This is a genomic window from Amycolatopsis solani (assembly GCF_033441515.1).
Lineage (GTDB): Bacteria > Actinomycetota > Actinomycetes > Mycobacteriales > Pseudonocardiaceae > Amycolatopsis > Amycolatopsis solani.
In genome coordinates, this window is record NZ_JAWQJT010000003.1 from 1 (window position 1) to 23,209 (window position 23,209).

19 protein-coding genes are annotated in these 23,209 nt (G+C 72.5%); 6 read left to right on the top strand and 13 right to left on the bottom strand.

What is annotated here, in order from left to right; translation table 11 throughout:
• Window positions 1–193: 193 nt before the first annotated feature.
• Genes SD460_RS33190 through SD460_RS33205 form a run of 4 tightly spaced genes read right to left on the bottom strand, consistent with a single transcriptional unit; the run spans window position 194 to window position 5,962 of the window.
• On the bottom strand, window positions 194–2,659 hold the full coding sequence (locus SD460_RS33190; protein WP_290058310.1) for a translocation/assembly module TamB domain-containing protein: 2,466 nt from the start codon (window positions 2,657–2,659) through the stop codon (window positions 194–196).
• A 9-nt stretch (window positions 2,660–2,668) separates the two neighbouring features.
• Window positions 2,669–3,295, bottom strand: a complete 627-nt coding sequence (locus SD460_RS33195) for a TetR/AcrR family transcriptional regulator (RefSeq protein ID WP_290058311.1) — start codon at window positions 3,293–3,295, stop codon at window positions 2,669–2,671.
• Between the two features lie 41 nt (window positions 3,296–3,336).
• Window positions 3,337–4,305: a phosphotriesterase family protein gene (locus SD460_RS33200; RefSeq protein ID WP_290058312.1), complete on the bottom strand. Its 969-nt coding sequence runs from the start codon at window positions 4,303–4,305 to the stop codon at window positions 3,337–3,339.
• A 4-nt stretch (window positions 4,306–4,309) separates the two neighbouring features.
• Entirely contained in the window at window positions 4,310–5,962 is a 1,653-nt protein-coding gene (locus tag SD460_RS33205; protein WP_290058313.1) for an AMP-binding protein, read from the bottom strand.
• 287 nt (window positions 5,963–6,249) lie between these two features.
• Here SD460_RS33205 and SD460_RS33210 point away from each other — a divergent pair, with 287 nt between their 5' ends.
• On the top strand, window positions 6,250–7,032 hold the full coding sequence (locus tag SD460_RS33210) for a hypothetical protein (RefSeq protein ID WP_290058314.1): 783 nt from the start codon (window positions 6,250–6,252) through the stop codon (window positions 7,030–7,032).
• A 26-nt stretch (window positions 7,033–7,058) separates the two neighbouring features.
• Here SD460_RS33210 and SD460_RS33215 read toward each other — a convergent pair whose 3' ends face one another.
• From SD460_RS33215 to SD460_RS33240, 6 genes are all read right to left on the bottom strand, one after another.
• Complete coding sequence (locus SD460_RS33215; protein ID WP_290058315.1) at window positions 7,059–10,136, bottom strand: glycoside hydrolase family 2 TIM barrel-domain containing protein; 3,078 nt, start codon at window positions 10,134–10,136, stop codon at window positions 7,059–7,061.
• Window positions 10,137–10,229: 93 nt separating this feature from the next.
• On the bottom strand, window positions 10,230–11,033 hold the full coding sequence (locus tag SD460_RS33220; RefSeq protein ID WP_290058316.1) for an endo alpha-1,4 polygalactosaminidase: 804 nt from the start codon (window positions 11,031–11,033) through the stop codon (window positions 10,230–10,232).
• Between the two features lie 22 nt (window positions 11,034–11,055).
• Window positions 11,056–11,406, bottom strand: coding sequence for a hypothetical protein (locus tag SD460_RS33225; protein WP_290058317.1), 351 nt, complete (start codon window positions 11,404–11,406; stop codon window positions 11,056–11,058).
• Entirely contained in the window at window positions 11,403–12,722 is a 1,320-nt protein-coding gene (locus tag SD460_RS33230) for a tetratricopeptide repeat protein (protein WP_290058318.1), read from the bottom strand. Before SD460_RS33230 ends, SD460_RS33225 begins: the two co-directional genes overlap by 4 nt.
• A 101-nt stretch (window positions 12,723–12,823) precedes the next feature.
• A complete protein-coding gene (locus SD460_RS33235; protein WP_290058319.1) occupies window positions 12,824–14,263 on the bottom strand; it encodes a DUF4331 domain-containing protein in 1,440 nt (479 codons plus the stop codon).
• Window positions 14,264–14,395: 132 nt separating this feature from the next.
• Window positions 14,396–14,836 carry a MarR family winged helix-turn-helix transcriptional regulator gene (locus SD460_RS33240; RefSeq protein ID WP_290058320.1) on the bottom strand — a complete coding sequence of 147 codons (441 nt, stop codon included), beginning with the start codon at window positions 14,834–14,836 and terminating at the stop codon, window positions 14,396–14,398.
• Window positions 14,837–14,926: 90 nt separating this feature from the next.
• On the opposite strand from SD460_RS33240, the gene SD460_RS33245 reads away from it, so the two are divergent.
• A complete protein-coding gene (locus SD460_RS33245) occupies window positions 14,927–16,141 on the top strand; it encodes an amidohydrolase family protein (RefSeq protein WP_318307228.1) in 1,215 nt (404 codons plus the stop codon).
• Here the strand turns inward: SD460_RS33245 and SD460_RS33250 are convergent, their stop codons facing one another.
• Window positions 16,142–16,708, bottom strand: a complete 567-nt coding sequence (locus tag SD460_RS33250) for a CGNR zinc finger domain-containing protein (RefSeq protein ID WP_290058322.1) — start codon at window positions 16,706–16,708, stop codon at window positions 16,142–16,144.
• Between the two features lie 82 nt (window positions 16,709–16,790).
• Here SD460_RS33250 and SD460_RS33255 point away from each other — a divergent pair, with 82 nt between their 5' ends.
• Entirely contained in the window at window positions 16,791–17,945 is a 1,155-nt protein-coding gene (locus SD460_RS33255) for an epoxide hydrolase family protein (protein WP_318307229.1), read from the top strand.
• A 91-nt stretch (window positions 17,946–18,036) separates the two neighbouring features.
• Here SD460_RS33255 and SD460_RS33260 read toward each other — a convergent pair whose 3' ends face one another.
• Window positions 18,037–19,056 carry a hypothetical protein gene (locus tag SD460_RS33260; RefSeq protein WP_290058324.1) on the bottom strand — a complete coding sequence of 340 codons (1,020 nt, stop codon included), beginning with the start codon at window positions 19,054–19,056 and terminating at the stop codon, window positions 18,037–18,039.
• 67 nt (window positions 19,057–19,123) lie between these two features.
• A complete protein-coding gene (locus tag SD460_RS33265) occupies window positions 19,124–20,281 on the bottom strand; it encodes a TetR/AcrR family transcriptional regulator (RefSeq protein WP_318307676.1) in 1,158 nt (385 codons plus the stop codon).
• 180 nt (window positions 20,282–20,461) lie between these two features.
• On the opposite strand from SD460_RS33265, the gene SD460_RS33270 reads away from it, so the two are divergent.
• From SD460_RS33270 to SD460_RS33280, 3 genes are all read left to right on the top strand, one after another.
• Entirely contained in the window at window positions 20,462–21,655 is a 1,194-nt protein-coding gene (locus tag SD460_RS33270; RefSeq protein WP_290063001.1) for an oxygenase MpaB family protein, read from the top strand.
• A gap of 68 nt (window positions 21,656–21,723) precedes the next feature.
• Window positions 21,724–22,512 (top strand): enoyl-CoA hydratase-related protein, encoded by a 789-nt coding sequence (locus SD460_RS33275; RefSeq protein ID WP_318307230.1) that lies wholly within the window; start codon window positions 21,724–21,726, stop codon window positions 22,510–22,512.
• Window positions 22,513–22,571: 59 nt separating this feature from the next.
• Window positions 22,572–23,084: a dihydrofolate reductase family protein gene (locus tag SD460_RS33280; RefSeq protein WP_318307231.1), complete on the top strand. Its 513-nt coding sequence runs from the start codon at window positions 22,572–22,574 to the stop codon at window positions 23,082–23,084.
• The last annotated feature ends 125 nt before the right edge of the window (window positions 23,085–23,209 follow it).

Here is a 23,209-nt window from a genome sequence, read left to right on the forward strand (position 1 = left end):
GCCGCCCCCCCCCCCCCCCCCGCCGGCGGGGCCCCCCCCCCCCCCCCGCGCCCCCCCCCCCCCCCCCCCCCCCCCCCCCCCCCCGGGGGGGGGGGGGGCGCCCCCCCCCCCCCCCCCGCCACATTGGGTGCGCTGGACGCACCCAACGCCACATTGGGGCGCATGACCGGCCGTCACCGCACATCGGCCGGCACTAGCCGGTCTTGCGGACCAGCCCCGTGTAGCCGACCAGCGCGAGCGTCGCCAGCGCCCAGATCGCGGCCTGGACCGCCCAGATCGCCACGGTGAACACCTGGCCCGCGTCGAGTCCGGTGTTGAGGTCGCAGCGGCCGCGCACCCCCGGTGACAGAGGCAGCCCTCGGTCCAGCCCGACGCCGATCAGCTCCACCGTCGTGCACGGCGTGCCCCTCGCGGCCGTGAAGTCCGCGACGCGCTCGGCGGCGTGGTGGCCGCCCTCGCCCACCTGACCGGCCCAGAGCCCGAGGGCGCCGGCGGCGGCCACCGCGAGCAGCAACGCCGCCGCCGTGCGGCGGGCGCGGTAGCCGTAGCCCGCGAGGGCGCCCCACAGCCAGTGGAAGCGCCGGGCCGGCCAGCCGCCGATCCCCTCGGGCGCCCAGCGCTGGAGGTCGCGCTGCTGGGCGATGAGGACGTGCCGGGCGTTGCCGTCGTGCCCCGACGCGCGTTCGACCGCGGCCAGCTGCTGGTACGGCCCGGGCCGGTAGTCGGCGGTGTGCCACCGGACCAGGTGCAGCCACTCCGGCCAGGTGGAGGCGCCGAGCGCGCCGAAGCGGAACCCGTCGAGGTCGATCGTCCCGGGGTGCGGGCCGCGGGCCGGTTTCGCGCAGACGACGTCGGCGGGGAGGAAGACCGCGCCGTCGACGACGGCGTCCTCCAGGCTCAGCAGGGTTCCCTCGCCGGTGTGGGCGAGCTGGGCGCCGAGGAGGTTCAGCTGGCCGGTGACGTGCGCGGCGAGCAGCCGGACGGTGGCCTCGTCGCCGGCGCCGGTGGCCCGGATCCCGCTCAGCGACAGGCTTTCCGCCACCTGGCAGCGATCCGCCTGCAGCGCGGGTCCGGCGTCGTTGGTGATCTCGGCGCCGTCGAAGCTGACCTGGCCTTCGATCCGCACGCCGGACAGGCTCACCGTCGCCCACCCGGCCGAGCAGGTCGCCTTCATCCCGGTGAAGTCGAGGTAGTTGCCGACGCGCGAGGCGTCCGCGAGGAACGCGGGACCGGACGCGTTGGCCAGTTCGGCGCCGTCGAGCAGCAGCTGGCCGGTGATCTCGGTGCCGTGCAGCCGGACCGCGCCCTCCTCGCCGGCGCCGGTGGCGGTCATCCCCGACAGGGCGAGGTTGCCCTCGACGTGCAAGCCGTCGGCGTACAGGGCCGGGCTGCCGTCGTTGGTCAGCCGGGCGCCCTGGAGGTCCACCCGGCCGCCGATCCGCGCGCCGATCAGCCGGACCGTGCCCGGCTCCCCCGACCCGCTCGCGGTCAGCTCGTTGGCGCGGAAGTTGCCGTCGACGCCGAGCCGGTCGCCGCTCAGCGCCGCCCCGGTGTCGTTGGAAAGTTCGGCGCCGTCGAGGTAGAGGTTGCCGGCGACGTGGGCGCCGAGCAGGCACAGCGCGCCGTACTCGCCCGAGGCCCGCGCCTCGAGGCCGTCGGCGTGGAAGCTGTCGCCGACCCGGATGCCGTCGGCGCTCAGTCCCCGGCCGCGGCGGTTGACGACCACCGCGCCGCCGGCGTTGAACTGACCGCCGATCCGCGCGCCGACCAGGCTGATCGCGCCGTCGTCGGTGGCCGCCGCGAGGGCGGTGACGCCGTCGAGCCGCAGGTCGCCGGCGTGCAGGCGGTCGGCCTCGAGCGCGGGGCCGGTTTCGTTGGTCAGCACGGCTCCGGTGAGGTCGGCTTCGCTGCCGATCCGGGCGCCGATCAGGCGGAGCGCGCCGTCCTCACCGGCCCCGGTGACCTTCGCCGAGGTCAGCCGCAGTTCGCCCGCCACGTCGAGCCCGTCGGCGTGCAGGGCGGGCCCGTCCCGGTTGGTGAGCACGGCGTCGTCGAAGGTGACCTGGCCGGTGAAGTGCGCGTTGAGCAGGCGGACCGTGCCCAGGTAGCCGTCGCCGGCCGCCCGCAGGCCCGCGCACCGCAGGTCGCCGCCCGCCAGCCCGTCGAGGTACACCGCGGGCCCGTCTTCGCCGGTGACGTCGGCGTCGCCGAGGTGGACGCGGCCGCCGATCCGGGCATCACGCAGGCAGATCGCGCCGAACTCGCCGGAGCCGGTCGCGCGCACGCCGGTGAGGTGGAGGTCGTGCTCGATCCGGACGCCGTCGCCGTCGAACCCGGCGATCCGGCTGCCGGACAGGTCGAGCCACGGGAGCCGGGCCCGCCGCACGCTGACCGGGTTCACGACCACGCAGCCGGTCAGGGTGAGGCCGGCCGCGGCGTCGACGTGGTCGAGGTCCAGCGTGCCGGCGATCCGGGCGTTCCCGACGCGGACGCCCCGCGGGTCGAGCGGGCCGCGGCGGCCGAGCAGCAGCTCCCGCAGCACCTCGGCGCGGATCGGGGCGTCCGGAGTCGCGACGCCGCCGCGCCGGGCGTGCTCGACCAGGTCCCGCTCCGCGTCGGTCAGCCGGTCGAGCACGGGCAGCGGCGGGAAATCGGTCACCCCGGCAAACTACCGGTCCAGCGGGCGCAGTGCGGCCAGGAGCAGATCCGCGTAGTGATCACCGATCTGGCGGGCGGTCAGCGACCCGCCGCGCCGGTACCACGAGCCGAGGTGGTGCACCGAGCCGAAGAAGAAGTCGACGACGACGTCGGCCGGCTTGTCCGCGCGGAACTCCCCCGACGCCTGGCCCTCTTCGACCAGTCCGCGGAAGCGCTCGTGGTACTTGCGGCGCTCGGCGCGCACGGCCTTCCGCTTGTCCGGCGACAGCTGGTGCATGGACTGCAGGAAGATCGTGTTGTCGTCGAGGTTGTCGATGCTGGAGACGACGACGTCGGACGCGGCGGCGGCGAGCCGTTCCCGCAGCGGCGCGCCGGAGTCGGCGACGCTCTCCAGCTGCCGGGTCTGCTCGCGCAGGACCCGGGCGTAGATTTCGTAGAGCAGGTCGTCCTTGGAGTCGAAGTAGTGGTACATCGCGCCCTTGGTGACGCCCGCGGCCTCGACGATCTCCTGGACGGACGTGCGGTCGAAACCCTTCTTCGCGAACAGCTTCGTGGCGTGCTCCAGCAACCGCCGGGGCACGGCGGCCTGGTCGTCACCGGCCGCTTCGCCGGGCTTGCGGGTGCTTGCTCGGGTCACGGCAAGATCCCCTCTCCGATCGGACGCACCAGGATAACGGCTCAGGACCCGGGCGCCAGGAACCGCCGGGGGTTGTCCACGAGCATCGTCGTGATGTCCGATTCGGACACCCCGCGCGCCCGCAGCGCGGGCAGCACGTCCCGGGTGATGTGCAGGTAGTGCCAGTTCGGCGTGAGCACCGGCAACTGGTCGGCGGGCAGCCAGTCGATGTAGCAGGACGCGTCGTGCGAGAGCACCATGCTGCCCGCGTAGCCGCGTTCGCACATCGCCGCGACGGTGGCGACGCGCTGCTCGAACGGCAGCAGCAGGTCGAGGCCGAACCGGTCCATGCCGAGCAGCGACCCGCGGTCGGCGAGCTCGGTGAGGTAGCCGAGGTCCGTCGAATCCCCGGAGTGCCCGATCAGCACCCGGCCCAGGTCGACGCCCTCGTCCTCGAAGATGTTCTGCTGCTCCAGCCCGCGCCGCGTGCCGGCGTGCGTGTGCGTCATGATCGGCGTGCCGGTCTCGGCGTGCGCCTTCGCCACCGCGCGCAGCACGCGTTCGACGCCCGGGGTCACGCCGGGTTCGTCGGTGGCGCACTTGAGGAGCCCGGCCTTGACGCCGGTGCCGGCGATCCCGTCCCGGATGTCCCCGACGAACATCCCGACGAGCGGGTCCTCGCCCTGCAGCAGCGTGCCGGGCCCGCGGAAGTGCAGGTAGTGCGGCACGTCGTTGTAGGTGTAGAGCCCGGTGGCGACGACGATGTTGACCTCGGTCTCCGCGGCCACCCGCTGCACGCGCGGGATGTACCGGCCGAGCCCGATCACCGTCGGGTCGACGATCGTGTCGATCCCGGCGTCCTTCAGCTCCTTCAGCCGCCGGATCGCCTCGGGAACGTGCTCGTCCTCGCGGAACCCTTCGTGCTCCGGGTAGTTCTCGGCGAATTCGGGGCTGAGCACGAAGAGGTGCTCGTGCATGAGCACCCGGCCCAGCGCTTCCGGCGCGATCGCGCCGCGGACGGTCTCGACCACGCCGCTACCCCCTGGCCCGCAGTTCGCGGCGGAGGATCTTGCCGCTGGTGGTCTTCGGCAGCTCGTCGAGCACCACGACCGTGCGCGGGTACTTGTAGGCGGCGAGCCGTTCCTTGCACCACGCCACGAGTTCCGCCGGATCGGCGGCCGCCCCCGGCGCGGGGCTGACGTACGCCTTGACCGTCTCACCGCGGTACTCGTCGGCGATCCCGACGACGGCGGCTTCGCGGACGGCCGGGTGCGTGTAGAGGACGTCCTCGACTTCGCGCGGCCAGACCTTGAAGCCGGACGCGTTGATCATGTCCTTCTTGCGGTCGACGACGTAGACCCAGCCGCGCTCGTCCATGAACCCGATGTCGCCGGTGAGCAGCCGCCCGCCGGGCAGGGCTTCGGCAGTCGCGTCCGGCCGGTTCCAGTAGCCCGAGACGACCATCGGGCCCTCGACGGCGATCTCCCCCGGCTGCCCGAACGGCAGTTCTTCGCCGTTCTCGCCGAGGATCCGGACGATCGTGTCCGGCACCGGCAGGCCGATCGAGATGGTGCCGGACTCCGGGTCGATCGGCGCTTCGAGGGTGCCGGGGACGACGACGCAGCCCGCGGTGGTTTCGGTCAGGCCGTACCCGTTGTGGATGTAGTGCCCGGTCTTCGCGCGGAACGCCTCGACGACGGCGGGCGGCAGCGCGGCGCCGCCGGAGTACAGCAGCGCGAAGGACGCGAAGTGGTCGCGGCTGAAGGACGGGTGGGCCATCAGCGCCATGTACGCCGTGGACGGCCCGACCGTGTACGACGGCCGGTGCTCCAGGAAGGCGTCGAGCACGACGCCGGGCTCGAAGCGGTAGGCCAGCGCGAGCGTGCCCTCGATGTCGATCGCGGAGCCGACTTCGCAGACCATGCCGGTGATGTGGAACAGCGGCGCGAGCCCGAACAGCGTGGAACCGGCGGGCAGGCCGCTGAACGAGCCGAGCCCGGCGGCGTTGGTGCCGATGTTGCCGTGGGTGTTGGTGGCGCCCTTCGGCGTGCCGCTGGTGCCGGAGGTGTAGCTGATCAAGGCGGTGTCATCGAGCGCGAACGCGGGTTCCGGGGGCTTCGGACCCGGCGTGTTCGCGGCTTCGAGGAGTTCGGTGGCGCCCGGGGTCTCCTCCTTCTCGACCTTGGCCAGCACGCGCTCGTCGTCGCGGGTCTGGAACTCGAGTTCGCTGGTGGTGAGCGAGATTTCGACGGAGCTGCCCTCGACGGTCTTGGCGATGTAGGCGTTCCAGCCGCGCTGCGAGCAGACGATCGCCTTGACGCCGGCGTCGGTGAGCACGTGGGTGAGCTCGCGCTCGCGGTACATCGGGTTGACCGGGACGACGATCCCGCCGGCCTTCCACGCGCCGAGCAGCGCGATCACGAACTGCGGGATGTTCTGCAGCACCAGGGCGAGCCGGTCGCCCCGCGCGAAGCCGTGGCCGGTCAGGTAGCGGGCGACGCCGTCGGAGAGCTCGTCGAGCTCCCGGTAGCTCAGCCGCGCGTCGAAGTACGCGATCGCGACCCGGTCCGGGACGTGCTCCACGGCGCGGCGGAACGTCTCGGGCAACGTCGTCGGTGTCGCCGGTCCCGCCTCCCGCACGCGCTCGTCGTAGCTCGCGAGCCAAGGCTTCGCGTCGTACCAGCTCATCCAGTGACCTCCTTTGGACACCGACCAGTCGGTATGCCGACGCTAGGAGGCGACGGCGGCCACGTCAAGACCCGGCTTTCGCCCCGAATCGCACAAGCCGCCTTTCACCGGAATACACGGATCCCGGTTCGGAATGGTTCAGCATCTCCCCGTTTTCCTTTTCACACTGGACAAATCCCTGCTGGAGCCGCCACGATGACCTTCGCGGCCCCGTCGGCCGCACCATTCGGAACAACCGCGCGCTGCCCGTGTGGACCCTCTCTGTTCACGCTAACTTGGAGTGATTCATGCCTGCTACCGGTGGACGGCACCGCCTCTCTCGGCGGACGAAGATCGCGACGGCGGCCCTCGGCCTCGGGATCGCGGCGGGAGCGCTGGTGATCGCGACGACCGTCGGCGACCCCGGCGCCGCCAGCGCGGCGTCGGGCGGGCAGATCAGCTGCCCGGACGTGGCGAGCCGGCTCCCCGCGGTCCCGGCCCAGGCGCAAGCCGAGGTCCAGCGCAACCTGGACCTGCTGAACACCCAGATCGCCGAGGCCGACAACCGGCTCGTCACGACCGAAGGGCAGGGCGGCCCCAACTTCGTCCAGAACGCGATCCTCGGTCCGCTGCAGGACAAACGCGCGTCGACGATCGACCGGATCGCCATCGCGATCGGCCGCCAGGGCGAGAAACCCCAGGGCCTGGGCGGCTTGGCGACGTGCGCACTGGGTGGCGCCGGATCCGCGCCGACCACTCAAGCACCCGCTCCGGCGCCCGCGCAGGGCGACGAGAACACCGCGTCGGGCCAGATCACCTGCCCCGACGTGGAAAGCCGTCTCCCGGCGATCCCCGCCCAGGCGCAAGCCGAGGTCCAGCGCAACCTCGACCTGCTGAACACCCAGATCGCCGAAGCCAACAACCGGCTCGTCACGACCGAAGGGCAGGGCGGCCCCAACTTCGTCCAGAACGCCATCCTCGGCCCACTGGAAGACAAACGCGTCGCGACGATCAACCGCATCGCCACGGCGATCGGCCGCAACGCCGACAAACCCCAAGGCCTGGACGCCCTCGCCCCCTGCACCCGCTGACCCGCTCGTGAGTGTTGAGTCGGGTTCTAACCCGACTTAACACTCACGAGCGTGCTGATGCGGAGGAAGGCGGTCGCGGTCATCGTCAGCCGGGCTTCCGCGGTCACCACGGGATCGAACTCGAGCGTCGTCGGGTCGTTCGAGCCGCTCCCCCACGTGATCCGGAGGTTGCGCACCGGCTCCCACCCGCGCGCGGTGCGGACCGCGACCTCCGCTGCCGACGGCAGCGCGTGCTTCGCGTCGACGACGAACCGGGCGGTGAGCACGCCGATCCGCCGCGGCGCGGGCCAGGCCAGCGACACCCAGTCCCGGGCCCGCGGCCGGCTCACGGCGGTCAGCGTCGCGGTTGCCTGCTTCAGGTAGAAGTTCGACCAGCCGGTGGCCGGGTCTCCGTCCAGCATCGCCGACGGCAGCGTGTCCGGCGCGCCGGAATAGCTCGCGTCCGCGGCCGCCGCCACGACCGGCGCGGGGGACTCCACCGCCCGCGCTCCCGGTCCGTTGCGCTGCCCGGAAGCAGTGCCCGGCAAAGTGATCCGGCCGGACGCCAGCCCCGGCGCGGACGCCGTCACGGTGATCGGGCCACGGCCGCCGGTCGCCGCGATCACCGCGACCGCGTGCCCCTTGAACGCCGGGATCGTGGGCTGCTGGTAGCTCTGGGCCAGCTCCTGCCTGCCGTTGTCCACCCCGGCCACCCGGCCCGGGCCGCGCACGCCGAACCGCAGCACCGGTTCGCCCACGGGCACGACCACGCCCCGGTCGTCCACAATGGACGCCGTCACGAACGTCATCGCCCCGCCTTCGGCCCGCTCCGGCGCGAACAGCGTGATCGCGTGCGCCGGCCCGGCGGTGACGACCCGGTCGCGGGCCACCTCACGGCTGCCGTCGCGGGCGATCGCGGTCAGCGTGCCCGGTTCGAACGGCACCGTCCACGTCAGGTGCAGCTTGCCGCCGCTGCCGTTCGGGCTGGTGTAGCTGCCCGAGGGGTCGTTCTTGTCGTCGCCGGACGGCTCGGTCGTCTCCAGGTACGGCCGTCCGTCCACAGTGGTCTTCCGGTCGAACTTCTTCACGCCCAGAGAGCGGCCGTTGAGGACCAGCTCGACAGTGTCCACAGTGGAGTAGACCCACACCGCGACCGGTTCGCCCGGCCGGTGGTCCGTCCAGTCGGGCGCCAGGTGCACCATCGGCCCGGTCGTCCACTGGCTGCGGAAGAGGTGGAAGGCGTCCTTCGGCAGGCCCGCGCTGTCGATCGCGCCGAAGAACGACGTCTTGACCGGGAAGACGTCGTACGGCGTCGGCTCGCCGAGGTAGTCCTGCCCGGCCCAGAGGAACTGGCCCTGGCAGAACTTCCGGTCCCGGTCCTTCTTCAGCGAGTACTCGCCGCTGAACGTCCACGAAGCCAGGTTGTTGTCGTAGGACGACGCCGCCCGCTTGCCCGGCGTGTGGTTCTCCCCGGTGTTGAGCAGGTCCGGGTCCTGGTACACCCCGCGCGTCGAGGTTTCCGACGACGATTCCGACTCGAAGAAGAATTTGTCCGGGTACTTTGCGTGCAGCCCGTCGATCGACTGGGCGGTGTTGTAGTTGACGCCAAGGCCGTCGAGCTGCCGCAGGATCAGGTCCTGCGGCGAACCCGGCGCGGGCACGCTCCGGTAGCGGTCGGACCCCATGATCACCGGCCGGGTCGGGTCGATCGCCCGGACCGCCGCGATCAGGTCCGCCGCGATCGCCGGCCCGCCCGCCATCGACGCGTCCGGCACCTCGTTGCCGATCGACCACAGCACGACCGACGGCGAGTTCTTGGCCGCGTGCACCATTTCCGCGATGTCCCGCCCGCTCCACGCGTCGAAGTCGCGGTGGTAGTCGTACTCGACCTTGCCGGTCCGCCAGCAGTCGAACGCCTCGACCATCAGGAGGATCCCGAGCCGGTCGCAGACCGCCACCAGCTGCGGGTCGGGCGGGTTGTGCGCGGTGCGCAGCGCGTTCACGCCCATCGCGAGCATCAGCCGCATCTGGTGCTCCAGCGCGGCCGCGTCGACGACCGCGCCGAGCGCGCCCTGAGACGAGTGCAGGTTGACCCCGCGCAGCTTCATCGGCACGCCGTTGAGCGAGAACCCGTCGTCCGGGTGGAACTCGAAGTGGCGGAAGCCGAAGTCCGTGATGGTCGTGTCGAGCACCCGCCCGGCCACGACGACGTCGGTGCGCACCGCGTACCGCTGTGGCCGCCCGGTCGACCACAGCTGCGGCCGGTCGACGACCGGCGCGCACACCGCCGTGGCCGTCCGGCCGGGGAGCACGGCCACGGTCGCCGAGCCCGTCGCCGCCACCCGGCCCGCGGCGTCGGTGACCGTCGTGCGCACCTCGGCCGCCACCGTGACGGCGGAGTCGTTCACGACGTCCGTGGCCACCCGCACGGTCCCCCGGCCGGCGGCGATGTCCGGCGTGGTGACGAAGGTGCCGTGCCGGGCCACGTGCACCGCCTCGGTCACGACCAGCCGGACACGGCGGTAGATGCCGCTGCCGGAGTACCAGCGGCTGCTCGGCAACGGGTTCACCGCCCGCACGGCGAGGACGTTCGGCGTCCGCCCGTCGGTGTGCAGTTTGCCGGTGAGGTCGAAGGCGAAGCCGGTGTAGGCGTAGGGGTGGTTGCCGAGCAGCTCGCCGTTCAGGTACACGTGCGCGTCCGAGTAGACGCCGTCGAATTCCACCGAGACGCGCTGGCCGCCGAGCGAGGGCGGCAGGGTGAACGTCCGGCGGTACCAGCCGAGCCCGCCGCGGAAGAAGCCGGACGCACTGCTCGTGCCGCCCCGCGTGGTCGGCGGGAGCTCGATGCTCCAGTCGTGCGGGACGTCGACGGTCTGCCACGCCGAGTCGTCGAAGCCGGGCCGCGGTGCGTCGGCGAAGCGGCCGTCCGGGTCGGTGACGCCGTCGGGGTTCGCGAGGGCGAACCGCCAGCCGGTGCCGAGATCGGTGCTGCGCCCGGTGAGCGCGAGGTCCGGCCGGGCGAGCGCCTCGGCGGCCCGGGCGACCGGCGCGATCGCGGAGGTGACGACGGCGGCGCCCGCTCCCCCCAGTACCTGGCGTCGGCTCGGTCGCGGCGAGTTCGGCATCGGGGCAGTCCCTTCCGGCGGCGGCGCTGACGGGGCGGAAGGCACTATCGCACAAGGGTTTCCACTCGATCAAAGGCTTCGATCATTTCGATCTCAGCACGTCCGCCGGACGTACCCGGCCGCCCCTTCGGGAACGACGTCGCGGTCGCGGCGGACGATGCTGAGCGAACCGCCCCAGCGGGCGCACGCGGTCGCGAGGCCCTCGTCGGTGTACTCGATCACGACGACTTGGTCGCCGAACGCGGCCGTGTACTCGTCGCAGTTCTCCTGCTCGCCGCATTCTTCGGCCACGGCGAAGTCGAGCCCGTTTTCCCCGCGCCGCCCGGCCAGTTCGGACGTGTTCTTCTGCCCGATGGCCAGGCCCTTCTCGTGCGCGTGCGCGGACAGCAGGCGCACGAAAGCCTGCGCGTCGGCGTCGGAGAGGAGGCCGTGCGAGCGCGTGTAGCTGTCGTAGTTGTCGGGCTCGACCGCCCGGAAGCCCTTGACCGCGCAGTCGTCCACCCAGCGGTTGACCTTGGCCGCGACGCGCTCGCGCTTGCCGGCCGTCCGCAGGTCGAGCAGGGCCTCGTGCCAGTCCTCGTCGATCACCGGCTCGCCGTTCGCGTCCCGGAGCACCAGGTCGCCCCACTCCGCCTCGGCACCCGGCTGCGCCTGGAACGCGTTGACGTAACAGATGGTGTAGCGCCCGGCGGCGGGTGCGGCGGTGTGGTCGCGGCTGACGACCTCGACGCCGTCGGCGGGCGGGTAGGCACCGCCGAGCTGGTAGTCGAAGCCCGCCCGTACCGGCGGGAGGCTCACGGCGGACGGCGTGACCGCTTGCCCGCCCGCCGACGGCGTGGCGGGCGAGCAAGCGGTGACGGCCGCGAGCAGGCAGAGCGTGCCGACGAGGGTTCTCACCACCCCGACTCTAGAAGCCCGCTCAGTTCGGGCCGAGCAGGGCCGCGACGTTCTTCCGGTCCGCGCCCAGCCGCACGTACAGCCCGGCCCACTGCCGGTCGGCCTCGGTGGGCGCGACGCCGTCGCAGTACGCCTTGCTCCCGTTGGCCGTGTAGTAGCGGAGCAGGGCGAGGGTGTCGTCGGTGCGCCGGACCGCGTCGTCGGTGTACCGGGGCCCGGGTGCCTCCGGCTGGTGCTTCAGGCAGCTCAGCTGCCGGGGGGTGCCGCCGTCGGTTTCGTCGTCGAAGCGCGGGCCGGGCCCGGGAGCCGTCGCGGTGCACGCCGTGGCGATGGCGGCGCAGAGCACCAGGACGGCGGCGCGGAACGCGTTCATCGGGTCCCTCCCAGTTTCGCCAGCGCGGCCCGCGCGGCCGGGGCACCGGTGGCGGAGAAGTGCGGGTTGATCCGCAGCGCCTCGGTCAGCGCCGCGACGGCCTCGGGCGTCCGGCCGAGCCCGGCCAGGATCATGCCGCGGTGGTAGGCGACCGCGGCACTGCGCCAGCCCGTGCTCGCGGCGCGGTCGGCGTAGCTGAGCGCTTCGGCGTCACGGCCGTTCAGGTGCAGGGCCCAGGCGACCGCGTCCGCGACGAACACGGGCTGCCGCCGCGCCCACTCCGCCTGGGCGAGTTCGAGGGCCTGCCGGGCGTTGCCGCGGTCGACGGCGACCAGGGACGCCTCGAGGTCGATGTTGGCCCCGGACTCGGCGTCGACCCGTTGCTGCCGCTCGATGACCGCGTACTGGCGGGCCGCCGGTTCCGGCGCACCCGCCGACGTCAGCAGCAGCGCGTACTCCTGCAGGTTGTCGAGGTTCGGCTGCCGGGTGACGAGGTCCTCGAACCCGGCCAGCGCCTCGCCGGTCCGGCCGCGGGCCGCCAGCACCGTCGCCCGCCCCTGCAGCAGCGGGCCTGCGTCGGGGACCGCGCGCAGACCCGCGTCGAAGTGGCGCTGCGCGGTGTCGAGGTCGCCGTTGTCGAACGCGAGCTTTCCCAGCAGGTGACGGCAGAACACGACGTCGCCGGGGTCGACGGCGTCCGCGAGCGCCCGCTCGAGCGCGTGGCGGGCGTCGTCGACGCGGCCGTGCAGCTCGAATTCGTACGCGGCGCGGGTGAAGGACGAGACGCCCGGCTTGAGGTCCAGCATGCGCTGCAACGCCGTCGTGGCGGCCTCGGTGTCGCCGAGCTGGGTGTAGGCGTCGGTGAGCACGCCGTACACCTGCGCGTTGTCCGGCAGCACTTCCCTGGCCTTGACGCCCCAGTCGCGGGCGGCGGCGAAGTCGTGGCGCGCGTTGGCGAGCGCGCCCAGGCCGGCCAGCGCGATCCCGTTGCCGTCGGGTTGCTGCGCCACGGATTTCCGCAGTGCTTCCTCGGCTTTGGGGTAGTAGGTGGGATCCGCCTTGGCGCGCGCCGCCTCGACGTACGCGGCACCGAGCTCGGCCCAGGTCCGCGGATCTTGGTCCCGCTTCGCGAGCTTTTCGCGCGCGGTCGTGATCGCCCGGTCGAGGGCGCTCGGCGCACCGGCCGCGACGACGGCCGGCTCCGGTGATCCGGTCGAGAGCAGCACGGTGGCACCGATGGCGAGCAGGCCGGCGCCGACGACGACGGCGACGCGGGCTCGCGGTCCCCGGCGCCCGGGCGGTGGGGTATCGGACATCGGATATCCCTTCCACGAAGAGGTGGCCGCGCGGGTCGTGAGTGGTAAGTCGGGTTCTAACCCGACTTACCACTCACGACCGGCCGCGGCGGACCGGCGGACTAGCGCCGTGAGTTGACCGCGGTGTTGTTGGGCAGCGCGACGTACGGGAACGTCGTGCCGAACGCCACGTTGTTCGCGTCGACCCGGTCACCCGCGGCGAGCGCCGCGACGGGACCGCTGACCGCGGCGCCCTCCAGCACCTGCAGGCTGATGTCGAGCACGTCGTCGGCCAGCCGGCGGCCGTTCGGGAACCCCTGGCGGTCGCCCCCGAGCAACCCGAGCCGGCTGGGCTGCGCGGCCGGCGCGATGGACGTGTTCAGCCGCAGCTGCTCCGACGGCGCGAAGTTCGCCGGGTTGACGTCGAGGTTGTTCAGCTGGGAGTTGAGGTCCAGGTTCCCGAGCTGGGTGCCGAACTTCGTGGTGATCCCGTACAGGAAGATCTCCACGAGGTCGTTGCGCGGCGTGGCCGGCGCGGGAATGCCGTAGATCCGCTGGACGAGCGCGGGCACCTCCGGGAAGTTGATCCGGTTCACCAGCGCGGGCACCGTCCGGTCCTGCTCCGGCAGCAGCGAGTTGAACTTGTCCTTCAGGCCCGCGGGCACCACGACTTCGTTGACCAGCGGGTTGCCCAGGCGCGACACCTGGACCTCCGAGCCGCTCGACTGCTGCACCCCGGGGGACCGCAGCGTGATCGAGTAGCGCTCGGTGTCGCTCCAGACCCCGATGTTCGGGTTCCGGGTGGGGTTGCCCCCGAGCGTCAGCGCGCTCTTGGGCACCTGCAGCGCGACGGTGTTCACGTTGTAGCCGGCCACCGTGTCCTGCCCGACCTCGGACAGGTTGCCGCCGTAGAGCAGGTCGAAGACCCGCAGGTCGAGGAAGAACGGGTCGTCGGCCTGCCCGGCGAAGCTCTGCCCGCCGCCGGGGATCGCGGTGATGGCCTGGTTGCGGAGCACGCCGTAGTTCGGCATCGACGCCGGCCCGACGTTCGACGGCGCGACCTTCGCCCCGCTGGCCAGGGTCACGACCCGGTTGTTCGGCCGGTCGAACAGCGTCAGCGTGTAGGTCTGGCGGAACAACAGATCCGGGTCGTCCAGCGACGTCACCGGGTCGTCGTTGTAGAGGAAGGTGTCGTTCCCCCGCCGGTCGTCGGTGCGGAAGTCCCACCGGTAGGTGAGGTCCGCCTTCGCGTCCCCGTTGTTGTCGATGTTGAGGTCGTAGTGGGCGTCGGTGGCCCACGGGTAGAACGTCGGCCCGCCGTTGGGTTCCTCGAACGGGAACCAGTTCGCGACGAGCGTGACGGTGTCCGGCTTGTCCGGGCTGACGAACGCGTAGACATCGGTGTTGTCGACCGGCGGATCACCGGAAATCAGCGGTGCTTCCCGATGGCTCGACGCGAGCGCCGGTCCGGCGGCTACACCGGCCAGCGAGCCCGCCAGCACGGTGCACCCGGCCGCGAGCGCGAGCGCCGCCCGGCGCCGGGTGGTGTGACGTGTGGCCATTTCCCTTCCTCTCCCAGGAAGACGTCGCCCGCGGACGCGGGCCGTCCGCCGATGGTCGGCGGCGCCGTCAGTGGGGAAGTTGTGGAAATGTTGCGATGGCCCGACTGCTCCACAGTGGACAGTGGGCCGGACTCAGCCGCGCCGGGACCAGGCGCCGGCGTCGGTGGTGTACCGGACGAGCAGCCGCGCGAACTGGACGCGGTCCGCCGCCGGCCAGTCCGCCGTGATGGCTTCGAACGCCTCGCGCTGCTCGGCGGCGAAGCGGTCTCGCTCCGCTTCACCGCGTTCGGTGAGCTCCAGCACGGTCCGGCGGCCGTCGGCCTGGGAAGCCGCGCGCCGCACCAGGCCGTCGGCGATGCAGGCCGCGACCGTCCGGCTGGCCACCGGCTGCGCGACCCCCATTTCGGCGGCGAGCCCGCCGACGGTCATCTCGCCCGGGGCGTCGGCGACCACGTTCAGCACCAGGTTGCGGGAGAGGTCACGGCCCGAGGCCGGGGTCCGCCGGCGCAGCCGGGACAGCGCCGGGCCGATCCGGTCCAGCAGCAGGTCCTCGGCGGAACGCGCGGTGCTCACGCCCCGATCGTAGTACCCCCGGCATTTGCATGCCAGTCGTTAACTGCATAGCATTGGGTATGTAACTGCGAACGAGGAAGCGAGGCCGCCATGGCCACCACCGCCATCACCGGAGCCCAGGTCTTCGACGGCGAGAAGCCGCTGGGAGTGCGGACCGTCGTGCTCGACGGCCGGAAGATCCGCCAGGTCGGCGGCGAAGTGCCCGACGGCGCCGAGGTCGTCGACGGCCGGGGCGCGACCCTGCTGCCCGGGCTGATCGACGCGCACGTCCACTCCGCGCCGGGCTCCCGGGCGCTGGCCCTGCGGTTCGGCGTCACCACCGAGCTGGAGATGCAGGGCCTCAACACCCGCGAGAACCGGGCGCACCTGTCCGAGGACGACACGGTGGCCGACATCCGGTCGTCCGGCTTCGCCATCACGCCACCCGGCGGGCACCCGAGCGAGCTGATGCCGGAGGGGTTCCGGCCGGGCGGCGACCGGCCGCCGGTCATGCCGCTGATGCCGTTCTCCACCACGCCGGAGGAGGCCGCGGCCTTCGTCCCGCGGCTGCTCGCCCGCGGTTCCGACTACATCAAGTTCATGATCGACGACGGCAGCGTCGAAGGGCACCCCGGGCTGCCGATGCTCGACCAGGCCACGCTGAACGCCGGCGTCGCCGAGGCCAAGAAGTACGGCGCCCTCACCGTCGCCCACACGCTGACCCTCGACGCCACCCGGATGGCCGCCGAGGCGGGCGTCGACGGGGTCGTCCACGTGTTCATGGACCGGCCTCACACCGCGGAGATCGTGGACCTGATCGCCGGAGCGGACATGTTCGTCGTGCCGTGCGTCGGCCTCGACGCGTCGATGATGGGCATCACCGGCAGCGACGTCGCCGACGACCCGCGGGTCGCCCGCCGCCTCGACGGCAACTGGGACAAGACGCTGCGCGCCAGCTACGACCGCTACCCGCAGGGCAAGCTCGAGGACGTGCTGGCCACCGTCAGGGCGCTGGCCGCCGCGGGCGTCGACATCCTGGCCGGCACCGACGCCTCCATGCCGGAGACCTTCTTCGGCGGCCTGGCGCACGGCGCCAGCCTGCACCGCGAGCTGCGCTACCTCGTGGCCGCCGGCCTGACCCCGGCCCACGCCTTGCGCGCCGCGACGGCGACCACGGCCCGCCGCTTCGGCCTCGGCGACCGCGGCCGCGTCGCCGAGGGACTCCGCGCCGACCTCCTGCTCGTCGACGGCGACCCGACGGCCGACATCGGCGCCACGCTCGACATCCGGGCGATCTGGCGGCGCGGCAGCCTGCTGAAGGACTGATCAGCCCGCCGACGCGCGCCGGCCGGCGGTGAAGCGCGCCTTCTTCTCCCGGTTGCCGCACGTGCCCATGTCGCACCACCGGCGGGTGCGGCTCCGGCTGGTGTCGAAGAAGGCGGCCTGGCAGGTCGGCGACGCGCACAAGGCCAGCCTCCCGTCCCGTTCGCCGGAAAGGATGCCGACCGCGTCGGCCGCGATCACGCCGAGGGCGTCTTCCAGCGCGGAAGCCGGGCCGAGCCGCCACCGCCGTTCGCCATCGGGCGTCAAGACGGCGGCGGCCCGGCCCTCGACGCTGCGGTCGTTGATGATCCCGACCGCGGCCTCAGGGAGGGGTTCCCCGATCGCGGCCGCGGTCGCGGCGGCGTGGATCGCCTCCCTCAGTTCCTTGGCCGACTCGAGCTGGGCGTCGGTGCACGAATCCACTTCGAGGCCGCTCACCGCCAGCCAGTCGACGAGCCGGTGCGGCACGGGGATGCGCTCGACGGCGTCGCCGCGGCGCTCGGTGAGGGTCGCCGTGAAGCTGGTCGCCAGCACGCTGCCGAGGCGGAATTCGGGGTATCCGGCACGCATGGAACCACCATAGCCGGTTGCCCTCGGTCATGTCGTCGTGTTAGAACCACCAATGCCGGTTCCACAACGACAGGAGGTTCTCATGTCCCAGCCCGTGCACGCGTTCGCAGCCCGCGCGACGGACGCCGAACTCGACGACCTGCGGGCCCGGCTGGCCGCCGCGCGGCTGCCGGAAGCCGAGACGGCGCGGGACCAGGGCGTGCCGCTCGCCGACCTCGTCGAGGTCGTGCACCACTGGCGCACCGGGTACGACTGGCGGTCGTTCGAAGACCGCCTCGAGGAGATCGGCCAGTTCCGCACGACCATCGACGGTCTGGGCATCCACTTCCTGCACCGCCGCTCCGCGCGCGCCGACGCCACTCCCCTGCTCATGACGCACGGCTGGCCGGGCAGCGTCGCCGAGTTCGTCGACGTCGTGGCCGAACTGGCGGATCCGGAGGACGCGGACGCGCCGGCGTTCCACGTCGTGGCCCCCTCGCTGCCCGGCTTCGGTTACAGCGACAAGCCGGCCACCACCGGCTGGGGCACCGAAAAGATCGCGGCCGCCTGGGTGGAGCTGATGGGCCGCCTCGGCTACCCCGAGTTCACCGCACACGGCGGCGACTGGGGCGGCAACATCACGACGGTGCTCGGCGGCCGCTTCCCGGAGCACGTCCTCGGCATCCACACGACGTTCGCCGAAGGCCCGCCCGGGCTGACGACGGACGGGCTGACCGCGACCGAGCGCCGGTGGGCCGAGGAAACCCGCCACTTCTGGCACCACCGCGCGGCGTACGCGAAGCAGCAGGCGACCCGGCCGCAGACCATCGGCTATTCGCTCGTCGACTCACCGGTCGGGCTGCTCGCCTGGATCCTCGACAAGTTCGCCGAATGGTCGGACACCGAAGACAGCCCGTTCGAGACGATTTCCCTCGACCGCGTACTCGACGACGTCACCCTGTATTGGCTGACGCGGACGGGCGCGTCGGCGGCGCGCATTTACTACGAGAGCCACAATTCGCTCGACCCCGACCTGCGGGTCGACGTCCCGGCGGCGATCACGATGTACCCCCGCGACATCGAGAAGTGCCCGCGCCCGTGGGCGCGGGAGCGGTACCGGCGGATCGTCCGGTGGAACGCGCCGGAAAAGGGCGGGCACTTTCCGTCGCTGGAGGTTCCCGGGTATTTCGTCGCGGATCTGCGGGCCGGCCTCTCGGCGGTCCTGGCCGCCGATCGGCGGTCTTCCGCCGTCGGCTGACCGGACAACCTGAACCGACCCGGCGTCCGCCGACGCGAAGCGGACGCTCAAGGAGCACTTCGAATACCTGCCCGACTGGCAGTGCCGGCCTTCAGCAGCCGCGGTGGTACGCGACCGCCCGTTTCCGGGTCGTGCCCGGCCAGGTGATCGTGGCGGCCAGCGTCCCGTCGTCGGTGAGGCCGGCGGGTCCCGGTGCCGCGTTGAAGTCGGGGTCGCCGGCCAGATCCGCGGTGGGCACGCCGTTCTCCCAGACCCGGAGTTCGTAGTTTTCCGGGTCGAACGTGTGGGCCACGCCGACCATCGTCGTGCCGGCGTCGAGGAACAGCGTGTCGGCGGCTTCGGTGGTCGTGTGCACGACGTGGCCGTCCAGGTCCGCCTCGATGGCGACCATGGTCAGCTCGGGTGTGACGACCGAAGCCGCGATGCGCCCGCCGTGGAACGCCTCGAGCAGGACCGAACCGCCGGGGTAGAGCGGCGGGAGCTGCCGGTAGCCGCCGCCGGCGGCGCGGACGAACACCTCGCCCGAGCGCTCGCCGATGTCGGTGTAGAGCAGGACGCGGCCCTGCTCGTCGACGTCGACCGGGTAGGTGTCGTACAGGTGCTGGGGATCCGGGTTGAGGACTTCGGCGGTGCCCGGCCGGGCGGCGGCCCAGAGCACCGGGTGGACGTCGCTGAACTCACCGTAGGCGACGCCGACGACGTCACCGGCGTTGTTGATGTGCGTGGCCTTGGCGGACCGGAACCCTTGCGGCATGGGCAGGTTCACGAACTGGCCATTGCGGTAGACAACCGGCTTGGCGGCCCACCAGTCCCCGGTTCCGCCGTCCCCCACGACGTCTCCGGAGGAGTTGATGTCGCGCGCCTCGGTCAGGTGGAACGACGAGACGATCTGGCCGCCGTGCCACCGCACGGTCGGGGTCGCGGTGTCGCTGCGCGCTTGCCCGAGGAACCAGCCGCCCTCCGCTGCCGCGAAAACGTAGCTGCTGGTGTAGGGCGACGGCAACGCCAGCGGCGTCATCGTCCAGGTGCAGCCCGCCGCGGCCGCCGGTGACACGCCGGGCAGGCAGGCGGCGGCGAGCAGCGCCACCACTGTGAGAGTTCGCTTGAGCATGGTTCCCCCTGGGATCGGCCGACGCCGCCCCCACGCCCAGCGGCCCCGGCCGGTTTAGCCTCGGACGTCAGGACAGGTCCAGTGCGCTCACGAACAACGCGGCGACGGCGGCCCGGTGCTCGGGGCTGTCCTCCCACCGCAGGCGGCGCCCGGCCTCCACGACCACGCCGAAGCCGGCGTGCACCAGCACCCGTGCCTGGCGCGCGTCGAGGTCCGGCCGGGCTTGCCGCAGGTGCTGCTCCCAGACGGCGATGTGCTCGCGCTGCGCCGCGACCAGGGGGCGGCGCAACCCGGCGGGCAGGCCGGCGACCTCGGCGTCGGCCACGCTGGTGAGGGCGTGCTGCTCGAAGCTGTAGGCCACGTAGGTCGCCGTCAGCGCGAGCAGGGCGTCGCGCGCGCCGGTCACCCCGCGCAGGTTGTGCTCGACCGCCTGGGCCAGCAGGCCGGCCGCCTGCAGGCACGCCGCCGCCAGGATGTCGGCCTTGCCGGGGAAGTACCGGTAGAGCCCGGACGGCACCAGTCCCACGGCTTCGGCGATCATCCCGTTGGTGACGGCGGCGAACCCCGCCCGTTCGAACAGCGGGACGGCGGCCGCGAGGATCTCCGACCGCCGCGTGCGCGGGAGGGGCACGGCGGGCAGTTCGACGAGCGGCTCGCCCGCGAGCGCCCGCCGGGTGTCGGTCGCGGCCACGCGCAGCGCGGACGCCAGCAGGAGGTCTTCGACGCGCCGCCGGGCGATCGAGTTGTGGTGCATCGTGATCGAGCCGATCGCGCCCAGTGCCGCCACCGCCCGCAGGTGCTCGCCCGGCCCCGGGTGCTCGCGCCGGATCGCGTCCGCCACCCGGCCGACGACGTGCGCGAACTTCCCCTTGAGCACACGGCGGTCGTCGCGCTCGAGGTAGCGGGCCTCCCACCGGTACAGGCCGCCCGCCCCGCGGTGGGCGACGGTGACCCGGGTGACGGCGGCCAGGACGTCCGCTGCCGTCCCGCCGGGCGGCACCGCCGCGACGAGCCGGTCCGCCATGACGTTCGCGCACTCGGCGAACAGCGCGTACTTGTTCGGGAAGTGCCGGTACAGCGCGGCCGCGGTGATGCCGACGGCGGCCGCGATGTCCTCCATGGACGCCGAGTGGTAGCCGCGCTCGCTGAACACCGTGGCGGCCGCTTCGACGATGAGCTGCTTGCGGTTGCGCGGCCGGGCCGCCGCGGCCGGCCCGGCGGTCACCGCGGCCGCCGGGCGGGGGTGCGCGGGAGCGGGGCCATGCCCGCCAGTCAACCACGAACCGGACCCGGCACTTGCCCGCCGCGCTATGTTAATGGAGAATCTCGTACTGGACTTGCTCGTAGCACGACGTTTGTCGAGGCTTCATCCAGGTACTGCCTACCGAGGAAGCTAGGTAAGTAAATGAGCAATCTCAGCCGGAGGAACGCTCTTTCGCTCGGCGTCGCACTGGGTCTGGTGAGCGCGGCGAACGCCGTCCCGGCCTGGGCGTCGGCCGGCGGTGCCGCCGCGGGCGCGGATCCGTGGTGGACGTGGGACGACGAGGTGGACCGCATCATGGCGGGCGTCCTCGGCACCGGCGGCGTCCCCGCGGTCAACACCGCGCTGCGGCCGTGGGTGAACAACGACGACCCGCTGCCCACCGGCCTGCCCGCCGACCTCGCCGGCTACCTGCAGCAGGTCAACCGGCTGCCGTCCTGGGCCGACGCGGCCAAGCTGCGCCGCGCCGCCGACTTCAACCGCCGCAAGGACACCTACCTGTTCCTGCTCTACGGCCTGGGCAGCGGCATCATGAGCACGGTGATCCCGCGGGAGGCCAAGTCGGTCTACTGGTCCGCGGGCGGGGCGAACATGCAGGACCGCGCGGCGAAGACGTTCACCTTCGGCTACGACCTGAGCGACCTGAACGCGTTCGAACCCGGGGGCCAGTTCGTGGTCACCGCGAACAAAACCCGCCTGGTGCACGCCGCGGTGCGCCACCTGCTGCCCCAGTCGCCGCACTGGAAGGCGGTCGCCGACGAGCAGATCCCGATCAGCAACGGCGACATCCTGGTGACCTTCCACAGCCTCGGCACCTACGTGCACCGGAAGCTGCTGGAATGGCGCGTCCCGATGTCGGCCGCGGACGAAGAGGCGTTCCTGCACCAGTGGCAGGTCGCCATCCACCTGCTCGGCGTCCGCGACGAGTTCATCCCGAAGACGTGGGCCGAAGCCGACGCGCAGTCGACGCGGGTGCTCACCCCGCTCCTCTCGCCGACGACGGAGGGCAAGGAACTGGCGGAGGACCTGCTCGGCCTGACCGCGCAGATCGACCTGGGCGTCACGCGGGGATTCCTCAACGAGTTCGTCCGCTACGCCCTCAGCGACGCGGTCGGCGACTGGCTCGGCCTGCGCCGCGACTACGCGGCCGCGACGCTGATCCGCACCGGCTGGCCGGCCTACATCGCCTTCCGGGAAGGGCTGCTGCCGATCGCGCCGGCCGGGTTCTACCTGTTCGACCAGTTCATCCGCGCCATCGCGATGCTGTTCCTGAACAAGGTCAGCTCGCCGACGACGACCCCGATCACGATCCCGACGGGCAACCGGCCGGGGGCCTGACCTCCGTCAGGGCCTGGCCACCACCGAAGCGACCGCTTAGTATGGTGGCCGACCCCGAGGAGGCGGCCTTGTCCACTGTGGATGGTGTGCGGTACGCGGCGGACGGCGCGGTCGCGACGCTGACGTTCGACAAACCCGCCCGCAGCAACGCGATGGACGTCCCGATGCAGGCCCGCTACGGCGCCCTGCTGCGGCAGGCCGACGCGGACGCCGCCGTCCGCGCGGTCGTCGTCACCGGGGCGGGCAAGGCGTTCTGCCCCGGTGCCGACCTGGGGCTGCTCGACGGCCTCGCCGCCGCTCCCCCGGCCGGGGGCGGCGGGCACGAGAACTTCCGGGACGTCCTGGCGGCGTCGTCGGTCGGGGTTCCCGTGGTCGCCGCGATCAACGGCGGGTGCGCCGGGCTGGGCTTCGTCATCGCCTGCTCGGCGGACGTCCGCTTCGCCGCCGCGGGCGCCAAGTTCACCACGGCGTTCGCGCGGCGCGGGCTGATCGCCGAGTACGGCGTCGCGAAGCTGCTGCCGGAGCTCGTCGGCCAGGGACGGGCCCGTGACCTGCTGCTGTCCGGCCGCACGTTCACCGCGGAGCAGGCCCTGGACTACGGCCTGGTCCAGGAGGTCGTGCCGGCCGGGGAACTGGCGCTTCGAGCTCACGCGTACGCGACCGAGCTGGCGACCTACAGCGCGCCCCGCTCGATGGCCGTGATGAAGCAGCAGTTCGGGCGGGAGGCGTCCCTGACGCTCGAAGAGGCCGCGCGGGAGGCCACGGCGCTGATGATCGAGTCGTTCGGCCGTCCCGAACTGGCCGAGGGACTGGCCAGCTGGAACGAACGCCGTCCCCCGGAGTTCCCGGACCGATGAGTTTCCGCGGCCCGGCCGGTCGGTACTCCCGACCGACGCCACCACGGAAAGCAGGTCCCATGGCCAAGCTGCTCTACGCCTTCAGCACGTCCCTCGACGGGTTCATCGCCGGCCCCGGCGGGGACATGTCCTGGCTGACGCCCTTCCTCGGGCCCGACCCGGTCGTCGACGAGCTCATCCCGCGGATCGGCGCCCTGCTCGTCGGGCGCCGCACCTACGGCGGCGACGACCCCCACCGCGGCACCGAAGCCGAGGGCAAGCCGTTCGGCGGGGGCTGGGACGGCCCGCAGTTCGTGCTCACCCACCGGCCCGCGGCCCCCGCGCCCGGCATCACCTTCGTCGGCGACCTGGCGGAAGCCGTCGCCGCGGCGAAGGAAGCCGCCGGGGACGAGTACGTCAACGTCCTCGGCGCCGACGTCGCCCGCCAGTGCCTCGAAGCCGGGCTGCTGGACGAGATCCTCGCCCTGCCGGTCCCAGTGCTCCTCGGCGACGGCGTCCGGATGTTCGACCGGCCCGGCGGCGAGCCGGTCGCGCTCGAACTCCTCGCGCCGAACTGGTACCGCGTCCGCTAGGGCCGAGTTCCGCAAGCCGGTTGATGTTCGGGACGAGCGCCCCAATGTGGCGTTCGGTGCGTCCAGCGCACCCAATGTGGCGTTCGGTGCGTCCAGCGCACCCAATGCCACATTGGGGCGCGTGC

What these genes read in the sequence shown, in the direction of transcription:
- SD460_RS33245 (WP_318307228.1), top strand. Translation starts at nt 14,927, where the DNA reads ATGGCCACCACCGCCATCACCGGAGCCCAGGTCTTCGACGGCGAGAAG.
- SD460_RS33230 (WP_290058318.1), bottom strand. Translation starts at nt 12,722, where the DNA reads ATGTCCGATACCCCACCGCCCGGGCGCCGGGGACCGCGAGCCCGCGTC.
- SD460_RS33235 (WP_290058319.1), bottom strand. Translation starts at nt 14,263, where the DNA reads ATGGCCACACGTCACACCACCCGGCGCCGGGCGGCGCTCGCGCTCGCG.
- SD460_RS33225 (WP_290058317.1), bottom strand. Translation starts at nt 11,406, where the DNA reads ATGAACGCGTTCCGCGCCGCCGTCCTGGTGCTCTGCGCCGCCATCGCC.
- SD460_RS33210 (WP_290058314.1), top strand. Translation starts at nt 6,250, where the DNA reads ATGCCTGCTACCGGTGGACGGCACCGCCTCTCTCGGCGGACGAAGATC.
- SD460_RS33270 (WP_290063001.1), top strand. Translation starts at nt 20,462, where the DNA reads ATGAGCAATCTCAGCCGGAGGAACGCTCTTTCGCTCGGCGTCGCACTG.
- SD460_RS33215 (WP_290058315.1), bottom strand. Translation starts at nt 10,136, where the DNA reads ATGCCGAACTCGCCGCGACCGAGCCGACGCCAGGTACTGGGGGGAGCG.
- SD460_RS33205 (WP_290058313.1), bottom strand. Translation starts at nt 5,962, where the DNA reads ATGAGCTGGTACGACGCGAAGCCTTGGCTCGCGAGCTACGACGAGCGC.
- SD460_RS33250 (WP_290058322.1), bottom strand. Translation starts at nt 16,708, where the DNA reads ATGCGTGCCGGATACCCCGAATTCCGCCTCGGCAGCGTGCTGGCGACC.
- SD460_RS33255 (WP_318307229.1), top strand. Translation starts at nt 16,791, where the DNA reads ATGTCCCAGCCCGTGCACGCGTTCGCAGCCCGCGCGACGGACGCCGAA.
- SD460_RS33280 (WP_318307231.1), top strand. Translation starts at nt 22,572, where the DNA reads ATGGCCAAGCTGCTCTACGCCTTCAGCACGTCCCTCGACGGGTTCATC.
- SD460_RS33260 (WP_290058324.1), bottom strand. Translation starts at nt 19,056, where the DNA reads ATGCTCAAGCGAACTCTCACAGTGGTGGCGCTGCTCGCCGCCGCCTGC.